The sequence below is a fragment of the Deltaproteobacteria bacterium genome, from assembly GCA_016930875.1.
Classification (GTDB): Bacteria; Desulfobacterota; Desulfobacteria; order Desulfobacterales.
In genome coordinates this window covers 1-14,736 of sequence record JAFGFW010000208.1, presented here as the reverse complement: position 1 = coordinate 14,736, position 14,736 = coordinate 1, and the positions used below count along the sequence as shown (strand labels likewise).

Annotated in this window: 13 protein-coding genes; 5 read left to right on the top strand and 8 right to left on the bottom strand. The window is 49.6% G+C overall.

The window, feature by feature from the left end; translation table 11 throughout:
- Positions 1-405: DUF3300 domain-containing protein (locus JW883_17260; GenBank protein MBN1844012.1), on the bottom strand; the 405-nt coding region annotated here is incomplete at its 3' end.
- A gap of 500 nt (positions 406-905) precedes the next feature.
- Complete coding sequence (locus tag JW883_17255) at positions 906-1,739, bottom strand: site-specific integrase (protein MBN1844011.1); 834 nt, start codon at positions 1,737-1,739, stop codon at positions 906-908.
- A 737-nt stretch (positions 1,740-2,476) separates the two neighbouring features.
- Between JW883_17255 and JW883_17250 the strand changes: the two genes are divergently transcribed.
- The gene (locus tag JW883_17250) at positions 2,477-3,280 is read left to right on the top strand and encodes a trypsin-like peptidase domain-containing protein (GenBank protein ID MBN1844010.1); all 804 of its coding nucleotides are present in this window, start codon (positions 2,477-2,479) and stop codon (positions 3,278-3,280) included.
- Between the two features lie 20 nt (positions 3,281-3,300).
- On the opposite strand, the gene JW883_17245 is transcribed toward JW883_17250, so the two are convergent.
- On the bottom strand, positions 3,301-3,519 hold the full coding sequence (locus tag JW883_17245) for a hypothetical protein (protein ID MBN1844009.1): 219 nt from the start codon (positions 3,517-3,519) through the stop codon (positions 3,301-3,303).
- A gap of 628 nt (positions 3,520-4,147) precedes the next feature.
- Here JW883_17245 and JW883_17240 point away from each other — a divergent pair.
- From JW883_17240 to JW883_17225, 4 genes are all read left to right on the top strand, one after another.
- The gene (locus JW883_17240; GenBank protein ID MBN1844008.1) at positions 4,148-5,329 is read left to right on the top strand and encodes a peptidoglycan-binding protein; all 1,182 of its coding nucleotides are present in this window, start codon (positions 4,148-4,150) and stop codon (positions 5,327-5,329) included.
- A 369-nt stretch (positions 5,330-5,698) separates the two neighbouring features.
- Positions 5,699-6,415 (top strand): AsmA family protein, encoded by a 717-nt coding sequence (locus JW883_17235; GenBank protein ID MBN1844007.1) that lies wholly within the window; start codon positions 5,699-5,701, stop codon positions 6,413-6,415.
- A gap of 8 nt (positions 6,416-6,423) precedes the next feature.
- A complete protein-coding gene (locus JW883_17230; GenBank protein ID MBN1844006.1) occupies positions 6,424-7,695 on the top strand; it encodes an AsmA family protein in 1,272 nt (423 codons plus the stop codon).
- Between the two features lie 129 nt (positions 7,696-7,824).
- Positions 7,825-8,541 carry a DUF4197 domain-containing protein gene (locus JW883_17225; GenBank protein MBN1844005.1) on the top strand — a complete coding sequence of 239 codons (717 nt, stop codon included), beginning with the start codon at positions 7,825-7,827 and terminating at the stop codon, positions 8,539-8,541.
- A 658-nt stretch (positions 8,542-9,199) separates the two neighbouring features.
- On the opposite strand, the gene dnaJ is transcribed toward JW883_17225, so the two are convergent.
- From dnaJ to JW883_17200, 5 genes are all read right to left on the bottom strand, one after another.
- The gene (dnaJ, locus tag JW883_17220; protein ID MBN1844004.1) at positions 9,200-10,294 is read right to left on the bottom strand and encodes a molecular chaperone DnaJ; all 1,095 of its coding nucleotides are present in this window, start codon (positions 10,292-10,294) and stop codon (positions 9,200-9,202) included.
- Positions 10,295-10,303: 9 nt separating this feature from the next.
- A complete protein-coding gene (locus JW883_17215; GenBank protein ID MBN1844003.1) occupies positions 10,304-11,236 on the bottom strand; it encodes a DUF4340 domain-containing protein in 933 nt (310 codons plus the stop codon).
- A 70-nt stretch (positions 11,237-11,306) separates the two neighbouring features.
- Positions 11,307-12,932 carry a GldG family protein gene (locus tag JW883_17210; protein MBN1844002.1) on the bottom strand — a complete coding sequence of 542 codons (1,626 nt, stop codon included), beginning with the start codon at positions 12,930-12,932 and terminating at the stop codon, positions 11,307-11,309.
- Positions 12,920-13,687 carry an ABC transporter permease subunit gene (locus JW883_17205; protein MBN1844001.1) on the bottom strand — a complete coding sequence of 256 codons (768 nt, stop codon included), beginning with the start codon at positions 13,685-13,687 and terminating at the stop codon, positions 12,920-12,922. The genes JW883_17210 and JW883_17205 overlap by 13 nt, the downstream gene beginning before the upstream one ends.
- 14 nt (positions 13,688-13,701) lie before the next feature.
- Entirely contained in the window at positions 13,702-14,634 is a 933-nt protein-coding gene (locus JW883_17200) for an ATP-binding cassette domain-containing protein (GenBank protein ID MBN1844000.1), read from the bottom strand.
- Positions 14,635-14,736 lie beyond the last annotated feature (102 nt).

Here is a 14,736-nt window from a genome sequence, read left to right as displayed (position 1 = left end):
GGTCTCCTGGGCGAGAAAAGCGTTGCCGAGGTTGGTGGTCCCGGTGATCCGCTCGCTCATCAGGGCCAGGATTGACGGGAAGTGACACATGGCCTTGACGCTGGGGTCCCAGTCCTTGTCCAGAAGCATCGCATCAAGGGCCTCGCCCTTCCGCTCTGGATTCCTCTTGACCCAGCGGTCGGCCTCGACCACTTCAATGGGATAGGTCGACGCCATCAAGACCTGGGAGAGGAGCGCATCAGGATAGAGGGCGATGGGCGCAAACATCTGTGCGAGCTCTTCCCGGCTGTATTTTTCGGATGGCTCCAGATAGTCGCTGTCCTGGGCTAAAGACTGCGGCGGCAGAGAAAAAAATGAAACAATCAACAGTCCAAGGGCCAGATGGAAGATGGTGGCTGCCTTCATGATAGCTCCTCATAAACCGGGGCGACGCGGTATGGTTTCGCGCCTGCCTAAGGCGGAAGTTACTATAAACGAAAAACACAATAATGTTGCAAATATAATAATAAGCAGTTTCTCATTTTTGTACCCCTAATTTTTTCGTTTTAAAACTTCAAAATACCTTTCTCGGAACAAGCCCCAGAGATGCTTTGATTTTTTTGGGTCCCCCTCATTACCAACCTCATATTTGTTTTGTTAGACACCAATTCTCTGAGATAACTCAATTGCGGGATCAGAACAGGGACGGCTTTTCCCAGGCATGCTTTTTATTACAAGTTTTCATTTCATTTCGAACCCTCTGCAAATTTGAAGACCCCAAAGACTAAATAGTGCTGCTAAGGCAAAATTTAGAAATGAGCCGATTTTTTCGGTATCTATTCGAATACTTTACAAATAACTGGGCTAGTGAGGAGAAAAATCGGGGTGAAGCCCCGTAATAGCCTCACCCCGATTTCGTCCTCCCACTACGAATGGGCATTCTCAATCCACTTTAACGCCTCCACGTCAGTAACCGTTCCAAGATACCTTTGAGTCGAAAGATTTGCATGACGTAATATCACCTTGCTGACAATCTCTATCGGAGTCCCCGACCGGGATGCGTGTGTGGCCGCATGCCTTCTCAGATCATGGGGTCTAAGATGGATACCAACCAATTTACCTGCTTTGTTAACGATGATTCTGGCTCCCTGATAGGTCATATGGAAAACCCGTTGATCAGGCCTGATCCCTCTTCGTTCAATGTACGCTTTTAGCCTGTCAGCGATTTTTTGAGGGATAAAGACGACTTCAGTCTGTTCACCGCTTTTAGGCTCTCTCAGAATGAGTTTTTGGCCATGTACGTCCCTGGCTACAAGTTTAAGAACCTCACTGACCCTCATTCCGCCCCTGGCCATGAGTTCCATAAGCAGGCGATCTCGCGAATCCACCGTTCTGAAAATGATTTCATTAACGACCTCTTTTTCGATAATCCTCCAGTGAGTGATCTTGGCTGGCCGGTAGAGTTTTCTCAGCATTGGGGTGCTACAAGCGTTTTGAAGTTTGGGATCGATTGCGTTTTTAACGAGATTGAAAAAGGCGGATAACGTCGCATAGCGGGACCGTTTGGTGGTCCGTTTCATTCCTTCGGTAAAATCCCGGAGAAATGTCAGGATGTCATCAGAGGTTATGGAATTGATTTCCCTGTTGCCATGGTAACGCTCAAATCTAGAGAGGACAAACTTCCAGGATCGGACAGTCGTTTCTTTCGAGTTTGTTTTGTGATATTCCAGACAATACTTGATCGCATCGGTAATTTTCATATTGTACCCCCTCAAATTGGATTTGATGGGTTAGGGGTCTTATCGGTCGCGATTTTACGATATCATTTAGAATTATTCAATGAATACATTGTGTTGATGCTTGTCCGGTTTGGCAAGAGATCGAAACTGGCAGCACGCTAATGTCTGTTGCCTGTTCCTTTTCAAATCGATAATCCTCACACCTACGAGCATCGGCAACTCGCCGTGAATCCGTGGTGCGCCCCAGCCAACGTTTATCTCGGGATATCGTTTGGATAAGTTCGCGTGCCTTGGCATCGATGGGTGGGCGCCCGCGCTTGCGATAACGGCACTTCCAGGTCCAATACCGCCGAAAGCCCTTGCGGTGCCAGCGCACCAGAGTGTCCGGTTTGAAAACCTGCTGTGTCTGTAACTTCTTGACAACAATATGATCCTGGCGAAAAAAAGCCAAAAGTCGTCATTCCCCGGCTTGACCGGCGAATCCAGAAAAAGAACTGGATGCCGGATCAAGTCCGGCATGACAGTAATTGTAAACCCATCCTTGAGACACTACACTAGGGGCCCCTTTATAAGAAGACCGTCCGACGGGTCGGCTATGCAGGGATCCCCCGGCTTACACATTTAGGCATGGTTATTGCTGCCTTGGTTTTCTGGTGCGGTGGTGTTTTTTCAGCCAACGGTAGACCGGGCAGTGGACCGAACCATGAGCCGAATGAGGAAGCTGCCCGGAAATTGGACCACAAGGAGAAGCAAGAACCATGAAACGTCCCGTTTGGGCGAACCTTTGTGCACTGGTAATGAGCTGTAGCCTGGCGGTATGCATTTCCGGCGAAGCCTCAGCCTTCACACCCATGGAGGGCGGAGAGATACCCAGCAGCCCGCTCACTTCTGCGGCGGCAATGACGAAATCCTCGACGGAGGTATTCGAGAGCGCCTCGATCGGTAGTGCCTGGCCGGTGGCGTCCGGGTACGTGGTCACGAACAATCACGTTATTTCCGACAGCAAAAACATCGTCCTGATGACGGTGTTAGGCCAGGAAATACCCGCATGGGCAGTCATGCGTGACGAGGTCAACGATATCGCCTTATTGGAGGTCAACGATTCCCACAAGCTGCCCAGCGCTTTACCCCTGGCCAACTCTCAATCGAGATTGGGGGCTAGTGTGTTTACCATAGGGTTCCCCAGGGTCGATGTTATGGGAAAGACCCCAAAACTTTCCAATGGCGTTGTCAGTGGGGTGAATGGACTGCGCGACGATCCGCAAAGTTATCAGACCACCGTACCCATACAACCCGGCAACAGCGGTGGGCCCTTGTTCAACATGAAAGGTGAAGTGGTTGGTGTGGTCAAATCCATGTTGGCCCTTAGGGACGAGGCCCAAGGCAACCTTCAGATCTTGGATAACGTGAGTTGTGCGTTGAAAATTGACTGCGTTCAAAACCTATTGACTATGCTACCGAACCGAAGCCCGGTCATCGATACGCTACCCAGCCATTCGGATACCTTGGAAACCCTTGCTGATCGGTTACAGGCCTCCGTCTTGATTGTCATCGCGAGATAGTTGAGGAAGGGGGTTTTCCCTCAGAAGGACCGTGGGTCTTTCATCCCTTTGACCAATGCAATCCGTGGCCCCAAATTCGGGGCCTTTTTTGTCTGATGCCATGGTGGGGCGGTGTCTCTCCCCAGCAAAGGGCCGCCAGTGTGGATTCTCCAACGTTTTCGATCGACGCCGCCGATGCCCCAGTCACGCTCGCCTTTGTCTTGCAGGAAGTTCCGGGTTTCCGCACCTCCGTTTGCCACTGCCCCTCATGGCGGCATCGTTTTTTGCTCAGGTGCTCATGAACGGAACTAGACATTTAGCGAAGACGTCGATTTCGGCACAGGGCAACCGATTGGGCCTTCGAGAGGAAAGACAGTATCTAACGCCTGCAAACATCTGCAACACACTTTTGCCTCCCTGAGCTTACCAAGCCGACAAGACCCAAAACGGTGGAGACTTCGGGAGGGGACGTCGAGACCTGGGAGTGCCTCCGCAGAACCAGCAGACCCCTTGATCATGGAACGATACCATCGTTGATTCACCGCAGACCCGCCTCCGAAAATGACCAGGGCGCCTGGTTTTCCTGGCGCCCGTTCAACAACATGGGTGATGCTCGGTATCGTCCCAAACCTACAGGCTGAAGCGGCCTCTAAATACTATCTTTTTTTGTGCAAAATACAGCCTTGACCCTATTTACTTGCTTCAGGATTCCTATAAACAGAAAGCACGATTTGAGCTTTCTGCCTGCCGATTCAGTTTTGACAAGAGCGCATGTCCGAGTTCGTGAAAGATGGGCCATTTTTCTTGGGAAGGCCTGTTTGAAAAGTTGGCCCTTGCACAATATATTCAACGAATGTAGCTACTTGACAAATAAAGGAGGTATGTGAAATGCGCACAACGATCAAGAGAGCTCTTGTGGTTGGGTTTTTAGCAGGTTGTTTTGCCTTGGCTGGTTGTTCCCACATGCAAAACGCGGAAATTAGCAATCTCAAACAGCAATTGACGAAAAAGGACCAAGAATTAAAGACACTCAGGGCCGGTAACGAAGAGATTCAGAGGACGCTCGAACAACGCGATATGGAACTCAAAGGGCAGTCCATGGCTGCCCTCCAAGCGGAGGCCAAGGCTAGGGCGGCTTTAGAGGCCAAGGAAGCGGCGGAAAAAAGTCGGTCCGCCAAGGCCTTGCCTTCAGAAGCGCCGTTGTTGCCGCCCCTGGCAAAACCGGGGGATTGCTACGCCAGAGTTTTTGTCCCGCCAACATACAAAACCTTCACTGAACAGGTTTTGAAACAAGGGGCCTCGGAACGAGTTGAGGTCATCCCGGCGAAACATGAGTGGGTAGAGGAAAAGGTCCAGATCCAGGCCGCGTCTGAACGGCTGGAGGTGATTCCGGCAGAGTACGGCTTTGTCGAAGAAAAGGTCCTTATGAAAGAGGCGTCTACCCGAATGGAAGAAGTCCCGGCTGCGTTCGAATGGGTTGAGGACAGGGTCCTGGTCCGACCGGCCGAGACCGGCTGGAAAAAGGGGCGCGGCCTGATTGAAAAGGTTGACAACACCACCGGCGAAATCATGTGTCTTGTGGAGATCCCAGCCAGCTACAGAACGGTGAAAAAGAAGGTCATGACAAAGCCTCCATCAACCCGTGTCGTGGAGATCCCAGCCGAGTACAAGACGATCAAGAGGAAGGTCGTGGTGAAACCGGCAACAACCCGTGTTGTGGAGATTCCGGCCAAGTACTCGACAGTTAAAATCAGAAAACTCGTTTCTCCTCCCGAGGAACGCCGAATCTCCATTCCGGCAGAATATCAAACGATTACAAGGACGGAGCAGGTCTCTGAAGGAAGGTTGGAGTGGAGAAGGGTTCTTTGCGAAACAAACATGTCCCCTACCGTGATTTCCCAGATTCAGACTGCTCTGCTGAAGGCAGGCCATGATCCCGGTCCCATTGATGGCATCATCGGACAGCGGACTCTCGCCGCGACAAAAGCCTATCAGAAGGGAAAGGGTTTGGCGGTCGGCGCCCTAACTTACAGAACCCTGGAGAGTTTGGGTGTCAAAATTGCCCAATAGGTGTAGCCTTTCAAATAAAGTCGACAGTTGTTTTGAGATCCCTCGTGGGGTAGCTCACAGCCCTGCGGGGGTTTTTTCTTGTGGAAAAGGTGTGTGCCCGAGTCCATGCCGAAAACCGAATTCGAAGCCGGTGTATAGCGGATGGTCAATTTATAGGCGACGAGTCGAGAAAATAAGTCAGCGCAGGGGTATAACGGTGTTTGAAAGAACATATGCGATGGCCACTGTGACGTGGTCGTTGGACCCAATTGGAGATCACGGTAACCTAGAAGCTTTCTCTGGTGCGACAAGGTCACTCGGTGGGCAAACAATCAACACGAAAGGGGGTGACTGATCTTTATCGGTAGAATTTGAAAAGGGGAAAATACCATGAGTAAAACGATCAAATGGATAATGATTATTGGGCTCGGGCTTGTACTATTGCTCTTTTTGGCAATTATAATCGTGCCGCTAACGATTGACGTAGAAAAATACAAACCTCAAATTGAAGCTCAGGTCACAAAAGCCACGGGCCGTCCGTTCAAGCTGGGTGGCAAGCTAAAGCCTTCTTTGTTCCCATGGGTTGGAGTGGCACTGGCAGACCTTCACTTGGGGAATCCCCCAGAATTCAAAGAAAAAGATTTCGTCTCTGTGGAAGAATTTGAAGTTCGGGTTAAGCTGTTACCGTTGCTATCACGCAACGTTGAGATCAAGCGTTTTGTGATTAAAGGTCCCCAAGTAGTACTTGAACGGCAAAAGGACGGTCGCGGAAACTGGGAAGGGTTGGGTCAAACCAAAACAGAAAAGACGACCAAACCAAAACAACCACCAGAAGAAAAATCCAAAACCTCTGAAGGGCTACCCATCGAAACATTAGCCGTTGGAGAATTTAGCATTGCTGCCGGCAAAATTTTGTGGGTTGATCACACTACAGATATACGCAAGGAGGTCAAAGATATTAATTTAACCCTTGCCGATGTTTCTTTGGATAAACCGATTAAGGTGGATTTGAGGGCTATTTCAGATGAACATACTTTGGCACTCAGGGGTTCGGTCGGGCCAGTGGGGGGGATATCGGAAAAGGCCCTTTACCGCTGGATTTGGTGATAAAACTCATGGAAACAATAACCATACAGGTGAAAGGACGTATTGAAAATCCCGCCAGTTCACCCCAGATGAATCTGGCAATGAATATTGAATCGTTTTCCCCCAGACAATTATTGGAGAAAATCCAAAAGCCCCTGCCATTTGAGCCAAAAGATTCCAAAGTGTTTAACACGGTTGCCTTGGCGTTGAAATTATCGGGAAATCCGAAAGACATTGCTGTTTCGGATGGGAAATTGACTCTGGACGACAGTCAAATAGCCTTTCATGCTCGTGCCAAAGACTTTGAAAAACCCGATCTTAAGTTTGATTTAAACCTGGATCGCATCGACTTAGATCGATATCTACCTGCCCCTGTGAAAGATGAAAGACCTCCCGTTGAAAAAGGAAAAAGCTCCGGAGGGCCCTCGAAGAAAACAGACTATACATCTTTACGTAAACTGGTACTAGATGGAAAAATTGAGGTCGGTGAATTAAAAGTTAAAGACGTACGTATGCAAAACATCATATTGAAAACAACGGCTAGCAACGGTGTCATCCGTCTCGAGCCTTGCGTTTTGGATTTGTACAAGGGCCGTATGGATGTTAATGGCACGCTGGATGTTAGAGAAAATACTCCCCAAACAGCAATGAAATTGGAATTGAACGGAACCCAAGTGGGGCCGTTGGTCAAAGATCTTTTGCAGAAAGAAATAATCGAGGGGGCGCTCAACGCCGATGTCGACATCCGTCTGCAAGGCGATCAACCGGAAGTGATTCGCAGGACGCTAAACGGCAAAGGGAATTTAACTTTCAAGGACGGCGCTATTGTTGGAATTGATTTGGCTAATCTGGTACGCAACATTGAAGCAAAATTGGGTTTGGCAGACAAACCCAGTGAAAAGCCACGAACCGATTTTTCCGAGCTGTTCATACCGTTTTCGATAACAGACGGTCTCTTTAAAACCGATGGGAGTATGCTGAATTCTCCTCTGCTCCGATTGGTGGCTACCGGCACGGCGGATTTAGCCAAGGAAACCCTTAACATGAAGGTTGTTCCGAAATTTGTTGGCACCCTGGTTGGACAGGGAGATACCAAGCAACGATCCGGTGTTATGGTGCCGGTCAACATCACCGGCTCTTTTACCCAACCCAAATTTCAACCTGACTTCAAAAGTCTGATCGGCCAATCAGTGCCCGACAAAAAGGACATTGAAAAGATGATTCCTCCAAAGGAGAAGGTCAAGGAAGATCTTGGAAAACAAGCTGAAGATCTGTTCAAAGGGCTGCCCTTTGGTAAATAAATCCTTCTTTGAAGAGGGCACCGGAAACAATAATCTAGGGCTTTCCGAAAAGATTGGCATTCATAAGTGAATAACATAAATGGGGTTGCTGCTGTTGGTTTCTTCATCACTTAACAGGAGGGTGACAGAATGAGAAAATTGTCTTTCGTGATAATTCTTTGCCTTGTGTTTTCCACCACAGGTAGCTACGCAGGCTTTTTGGATACGATTAAAGACCGTATCGGCCTTTCCACTAAGGAAACTCTGGATGAGAATACGATTATATCTGGTCTTAAGGAAGCGCTCTCCATCGGGACAAAAAACGCTGTAAAATCAGTCTCTCAATTTGACGGCTATTTTGGTAATGAGATTATTAAGATACTCATGCCAGAAAAAATACGGAAAGTCGCAGACGTCCTTGGGAAAGTCGGATACCAACAACAGGTTGACGATTTTATCCTAAGCATGAACCGTGCAGCGGAAAGGGCCGGTCCTGAGGCAGCATCCATCTTTGGTTCTGCAATAAAGGAAATGACACTGGAAGATGCCAGAGGTATTCTTAAGGGCGGCGATACTGCCGCAACTGATTATTTTAGGACAAAGACATCTGATAAGATATATGAGACCTTCAAGCCCATTATTTTATCGAGCATGAATGAAGTCGGTGTAACGCGTTCGTTTAAAGAGATGATGGATAAATACACATCTTTACCTTTTATGCGAGCACAATCGCTGGACCTTGACCACTATGTAACAGATAAATCGCTGGACGGCCTTTTCTACATGTTAGGACAGGAGGAGAAGAAAATTAGAACAAATCCGGCAGCCAGGGTTTCTGAGCTCGTCAAGAAAGTGTTTGCTGAATAATGGTGACTACACGACAGGCTAGGCAAAAAGGCGGGAATCCACTTGATTTTCATTGGGTCAACGGAAATACCGGCAGAACATATAACCTTCCGGTTCCGGCGTCGTCAAACGCCTCCATCCTGTTTCGATATCCATCAGAACAGAATGGCTATGTGAAAGATGCCAATACTTTTGGTCTCTGCTAAAGATACGTAGCCAAACGCATTCGGGAAAAATATAAATATCATCCTTCCTGTGGCCGGTAGCCCCTAATATCGGCATTAGGACTCTCATTAGGATATCAAGCAGATTTTCCTCCCCATGAAAAGCTTGATTTTGGTGGGTCATCACGTACCCGACTGTATTTCATATGGGGAAGACATCTACTAGCGGGCTGGAATCCAGATGTTGCCCGAATATCACAACATGACATAAGCCGCACAGATTATATCTAACTGCAAATTTGCTCCAAATACCCTATTTCTAAAATTGCACTTAGTTTCGGAAAAAAGTGACAAAATCCGTCGCTCCACCCGCGCGCCACAACATCTGTAACCCTTCATCATCTCTATAAAATCATCCGTCACAGGCAGAGCATTAGTCGCCTATATAGCTACCAGAATCCCGCTATATCTTTTTTTCCTATCTATCTGCCCCCTTATAATAGACATGCCGGGGCTTACTGGCCGAAGACCTTTTTGATCCTGTTCGACAGCTTGGCAGATTCCAGTTTGGCAAACTCCTGAAGGAGCTTTTCCTGTTTCTTGCTCAGGCCGGTTGGAGTCTTGATCATAGCCTGAATGATCTGGTCTCCCCTGCCGTATCCTCTCAACGAAGGAATCCCCTCGCCCCTGAATCGAAACACGTCTCCCGGCTGGGTCCCCTTTGGAATATTGAGTTTCTTGTTCCCGTTCAGGGTAGGGACATCGATCTTGTCTCCAAGCGCCGCCTGGATAAAGGAGATAGGAATCTGGCAGATTATGTCATTGTTGCTGCGCTTGAAAAATTCATGGGGCTCGACGTGGACATAGATGTAGAGATCACCGGGGGGGCCGCCCAGAGCGCCGCTTTCGCCTTCTCCTGTGAGTCGTAGCCTTGAACCAGTGTCGACTCCTGCGGGCAGCTTGACGGACACCTTTTTCTTGCGTTCGACCTGTCCCGTCCCACGGCATTCCTGACAGGGATGAGGGATAGTCCTGCCTTGGCCGCGGCATTGTGGACAGGTGGTCCTGATGCTAAAAAAACCCTGAGTCCGACTTATCTGGCCGCTTCCGCCACAATACCGGCAATCCTCCGGAGATGTCCCCGGTTCGCACCCCGTCGCCTCACAGGTTGGACAAGTCTCCAGTTTTTCAATCTCGATTTCGGTTTCAACCCCAAAGGCGGCGTCCATAAAGCTGATGCTCAGATCGTAGCGCAGGTCCGCACCCCGCCGTGCGGCGGTCTTGGAACGCCTTCTTCCTCCGAAGCCGAAAAAATCATCAAATATGTCGCCAAAGCTCGAGAATATGTCCTCAAATCCTCGGAATCCAGAGAACCCGGTGCCCTGAAGACCTTCATGGCCGTACTGGTCGTAGATACTTCTTTTTTCGGAATCTCTGAGCACCTCATAGGCCTCGGCAGCTTCCTTGAATTTTTCTTCGGCCTCCTTGTTATCGGGATTGCGGTCCGGGTGGTATTTTAGGGCCAGTCTTCTATAGCTTGCCTTGATCTCATTATCATCGGCATTGCGGCCAACACCGAGGATCTCATAGTAGTCTCGTTTTGTCGTCATGGTCTTTTTCTATTCCGTTTCTTCCGGCCTTGGCAGGTCATTTACAAAATCACAGGGAAGCTCATAGACCGTATCGCTCCCTTCTGCCTTGGCAAAATAGGATGCCGTGGGCCCTTTGCTCGCGCCAAAGATCAGGCTCGCAATAGACTTTCCTTCTTGATCCATAAGCCTTGCGGCGCCAGAGGGTTTTTCCAGGCCGTAGTAGGAAAAGGGATGGTCCGGCTTTTCAAATATCTTCTTAAATTTCAGGCCTTGCAGGCGCCAGATCAAACTGTTGATTCGACTTTGGTCAATCTTGGCTGCGGCTGGTTCCATCAAGGCCCATTTGTTTTCCTTCCTCTCAGCCTCAAAGCTCTTGTTGTCAATACGCCACACGGCCTTGGCAACAGCGTCTTCTTTGAATCGGATGATCCGCTTGTCTCTGAGATCGTCAGCGTTCTTGTCCAAAACATCAATGAAATGGGCGCGGACCAGCAGTAGCCTCTCCTCCTGGTTCACCCTGACATAGCGCATGTTTCCCGCGGGGTTTTCTGCTCCTACAAGGACCCTTTTCGGTTCTGAAATCCCTTTGACAGACAGCGTTACCTCGATCTCAGGCTCGGCAATTCCAAAATCAGCCACGTCCTCGGGAAGAGGGGTGACTTCCCGTTCCCAACTTCCGCCTGCGCATGTGTCGACGATTCCCTGAACCGCCCAGGTGTCAGCCGGGGTTGTGATCGGTTGGACCAAAAACCACGCTTCCTCTCTTTTTTCAAGGGCCAGGGCACCCTTGGAATTCTTAAGCCCTATCCGCTCAATCTGCTCAGCATCGATATTAAGCACCTTTTTGGATATCTCGGCCTTTGCCTTCTGGCTTTCCGACCGACGGACTTCGAAAAAATAGTAAAATCCGCCCAGCAGGAGCAGAATAACTGAAAGGATAGCTATCTTTCTCGGATTCATCCGGACGATCTTCGTACCTTCTCAAAAAGTTCGGGCTCCACGGTTGCAATAAGCGCCTTTATCCCCGAGTTCATGCAGACCTTCTCCTGCGCAAGACGATAATACCAAAGAGCGGGATCGCACCAGGCAGCAAGACGACGGATGTCCAGAACAGGATACGCCCTTGCGTGTGGGAAAGGACTACAGGCTGGTTCACCTCTTCCCTGGGACGAATGGCAATGAGGTCCTCTTCTTCGGCCAACCAGCTAAGGGCGTTCATAAAAAAATCCCGATTCCCGGAAAGATTCAGATATGCGTTGCCCGCAAAGTCGGAATCTCCAAAAACAACGATTCTGGCCGGTCGCGGACCAGCCTCTCTGTCATCAGATTCTTTAGATTCTTCTGGTTTGTCTCCATCTGCTTTCTTTGTCTGGTCTTTTTCCGCTTCCTCGATTTTTTCCTTGATTGTCGAGACAACAGCCACCGGGATGGGTCCCATCGTATCCTTATCCTTGTCAAAAGTTGCCATGCCCTCTCTTAGCATTGCAAGGTCGGTCTCAGCCCAACTGCTTGGCCCGGTCTTGGCAAGTTCCGTGTTTTGCACATACGAGGGCACATCCTTTGCCACGCTGACAGAGACTGCAATAGGAAAGAAAGACGCAGACTCAAAATCCTCTGTGATGGCGTGGTAACCAGCGTACTGGGAGACAACAGGGGTCAGGTAGTCCGCCCCGAAGATCCTGCTCAGTTTGTCCACAATGATGTCTTGTCCCACCTCTATGCCGTAGGATTTCAGAAATGATTCAAGGCCCGTATCGGTCTCAGGATCAATGAGGATCAACAGATGCCCCCCCTGGTCAACAAACTGCTCAAGGGTTGAGATCTCTTCAGGGAAAAGGGCTTTTTGGGGCCCTGCAATGATGAGCACGGAAGCGTCTGCCGGCGCCTCACGGGCCCGCATCAGAAGGATGTCTCGGACTGCGTAATTCTGGTTCTTTATGGCTTCCTTTGCAATGCTGTAGCCGTCCTTGCCGAGATTGTCGATGGATTTTTCGTCATGTCCGGTCACAAAGTACACGACCTTTTCCTCATCGCGGATAACACGCAACAGGGCATTGGTGAGTTTTTGTTCGTCAGCCAGTGTGATCTTTTCCTCACGAGCCCCTGTCTCCACCACCACGGTGCCGTAGGTCGTGATCTTGTATCGTCTCGCCTTTCCCGGAAAACGATCCGGGTCGACAAACTCAAAGGAGAACTCTGGGGAGCCGTAGGCATACTGGTCCAGGAGGTCTTTTGTCCTTTGGGCCTCCGGCGCTCCCTCCTGGTAAAAGGCCGTGGCATGGACCGGCTTTTCCAGGTTTTTCAATATCTTTGTCGTCTGTTCGGAAAGAGTGAACCTTTTGGTGGCTGTGATGTCGAATCGCGCACTGTGTCTGGCGGAAATCGCCTCCACAAAGATCAGGATGCCTAAAACGAGCAAGACCAGGATAAAGGCATTGGCCCCGTGTCGGGTTGATCGCATCCTGAAATAGTCCCTGATTGTTTTGAAATTTCCCGCCGCATAAGCAGCAAGACACAAAAGACCGACAAGCCAGCCGATCCAGACGTAGCTTTGTGCAGCAGGTATCATGCCGTAGGTTACGGCCGCGGCCACGATGATGATAAACCCGCCGTATCCCAGGGCGGAAAAGATCTTTGTCGGGTTTATCCTCGCCATTTCTTTGACTCCAGAGACCGCATGGTCATAAAGAGAAAGAGAATGCAAAAGTCGATATAATAGATCACATCTCGAGAATCGATCACACCCCTTGCAAATCCCTCAAAGTGGTCAAGGAGCGAAAGGTGAGACAGGACCTTTCCGAGTGAAGGCCCAACAAAGGTCTCAGACCAGCCGATAAGCCAGAACATAAGGATCGCCCCAAAGGAGATGACAGCGGCCACGATCTGGTTTTCCGTAAGTGAAGAAACCAAAAGCCCGAGGGCGATAAAAGCAGCGCCCATAAGAAAGAGGCCGAGATAACCGGACAATATCGGCCCGCTATCCGGTTTGGCAAAAAGCCATAGGAGAATCGGATAAAGCCATGTGAGGACAAGCATGACGGAAAATACGACCAGGCAGGCAGCGAATTTTCCCAGGAGCAACTCGGTTTCCCGAACGGGATAACTCAGGAGCAGTTCGAGGGTCCCTGCCTTTTTCTCCTCGGCAAAAAGACGCATGGTCAGAAGCGGCATCATCAAGAGCATAATCACGCTCATATTTGCGAACATAGGGTTCAGGACCATTTCTGTCACATTGATTCCGTCAATGCCCGGCATTCTCATGGCCTGCATGCTGATCATGCTGAAATAGGCAAAGGCGCTGTAAAAAAGGTAGCCGGAAAGCACCAGAAAAATAGTCGTGACCACGTAGGCGATGGGAGAACAAAAATAGACATACAGCTCCCGCCGTAAAATGGCATAAAAGTTTCTCATGGATCCAGGCAGTTCTACTCCTCTTCAGTTACCAGGCGAACAAAGATATCTTCCAGGCTCGGCCGGATGGTCTTCATTTCAAGGAGCGACCACCCACCCCCTACGATCGACTCTGCAATAGCATCACGGACATCCATGCCCGGTTCCATCTCCAAATCATACTGAAATGTGTGATCTGGCGATGTATCCCTCACAGAAGCCCCGGCAATGCCTGGCAATGCCTCAATCCGTGCCAGGACGTCAGCCCGCGGCCCTTTGACTTTGAGGCGGATCTTTCTTGAATCTTTGCCGGCCAACCCTTCAGGGGTGTCTTCCGCCACAATACGCCCCTCATTTATGATCACAACCCTCTGACAGATCATGCTCACTTCCGGAAGGATGTGACTACTGAGGATCACGGTCTTGTATCCGGCAAAACTTTTCATAAGTTCACGGATTTCTATGATCTGTTTGGGGTCCAGTCCGATTGTAGGTTCGTCAAGGATCAAAATGTCAGGATCGTTTAAGATCGCCTGGGCGATACCGACCCTTTGTTGAAATCCCTTGGAGAGTTTTCCCACAAAGTGCTTGCGGACCTCGTGCAGGCCGCAACGCTCCGTGACCCGATCAACCTCCTTTGGCAGTTTTTTCCTCGGGACACCTTTCACATCCGCCACAAAACCAAGATAGGCATCTGTTTTCATCTCCCTGTAGAGGGGGATGTTTTCAGGAAGGTAGCCAAGCCGTTTTCGGATCTCAAGGGACCTGTCAAATACATCCAGGCCGTCGATGCAGGCCGAACCGGAAGTGGGCGGGAAAAAACCATTCAGCATTCTGATAGTTGTGGTTTTGCCTGCGCCGTTGGGTCCGAGAAACCCGACAATCTCGCCCTTTTCCACTCGGAAGGAGATATCCTGAACTGCCGGGATTGTGCCAAAGTACTTGGATAAGTGATCGACTTGAATCATAGGGCTGAGCTGAAGCTAAGTCCATCGATTCATAAATTCGATAACGAATTTATTTAGACTTCGGCTGAGCTCAGTCGAAGCCCTCAGGACTTAGTGCTGAGT

Excerpts from the sequence above, each read along its gene's own strand:
- JW883_17255 (MBN1844011.1), bottom strand. The coding sequence starts at position 1,739 with ATGAAAATTACCGATGCGATCAAGTATTGTCTGGAATATCACAAAACA.
- JW883_17250 (MBN1844010.1), top strand. The coding sequence starts at position 2,477 with ATGAAACGTCCCGTTTGGGCGAACCTTTGTGCACTGGTAATGAGCTGT.
- JW883_17240 (MBN1844008.1), top strand. The coding sequence starts at position 4,148 with ATGCGCACAACGATCAAGAGAGCTCTTGTGGTTGGGTTTTTAGCAGGT.
- JW883_17235 (MBN1844007.1), top strand. The coding sequence starts at position 5,699 with ATGAGTAAAACGATCAAATGGATAATGATTATTGGGCTCGGGCTTGTA.
- JW883_17230 (MBN1844006.1), top strand. The coding sequence starts at position 6,424 with ATGGAAACAATAACCATACAGGTGAAAGGACGTATTGAAAATCCCGCC.
- JW883_17225 (MBN1844005.1), top strand. The coding sequence starts at position 7,825 with ATGAGAAAATTGTCTTTCGTGATAATTCTTTGCCTTGTGTTTTCCACC.
- dnaJ (MBN1844004.1), bottom strand. The coding sequence starts at position 10,294 with ATGACGACAAAACGAGACTACTATGAGATCCTCGGTGTTGGCCGCAAT.
- JW883_17215 (MBN1844003.1), bottom strand. The coding sequence starts at position 11,236 with ATGAATCCGAGAAAGATAGCTATCCTTTCAGTTATTCTGCTCCTGCTG.
- JW883_17210 (MBN1844002.1), bottom strand. The coding sequence starts at position 12,932 with ATGGCGAGGATAAACCCGACAAAGATCTTTTCCGCCCTGGGATACGGC.
- JW883_17205 (MBN1844001.1), bottom strand. The coding sequence starts at position 13,687 with ATGAGAAACTTTTATGCCATTTTACGGCGGGAGCTGTATGTCTATTTT.
- JW883_17200 (MBN1844000.1), bottom strand. The coding sequence starts at position 14,634 with ATGATTCAAGTCGATCACTTATCCAAGTACTTTGGCACAATCCCGGCA.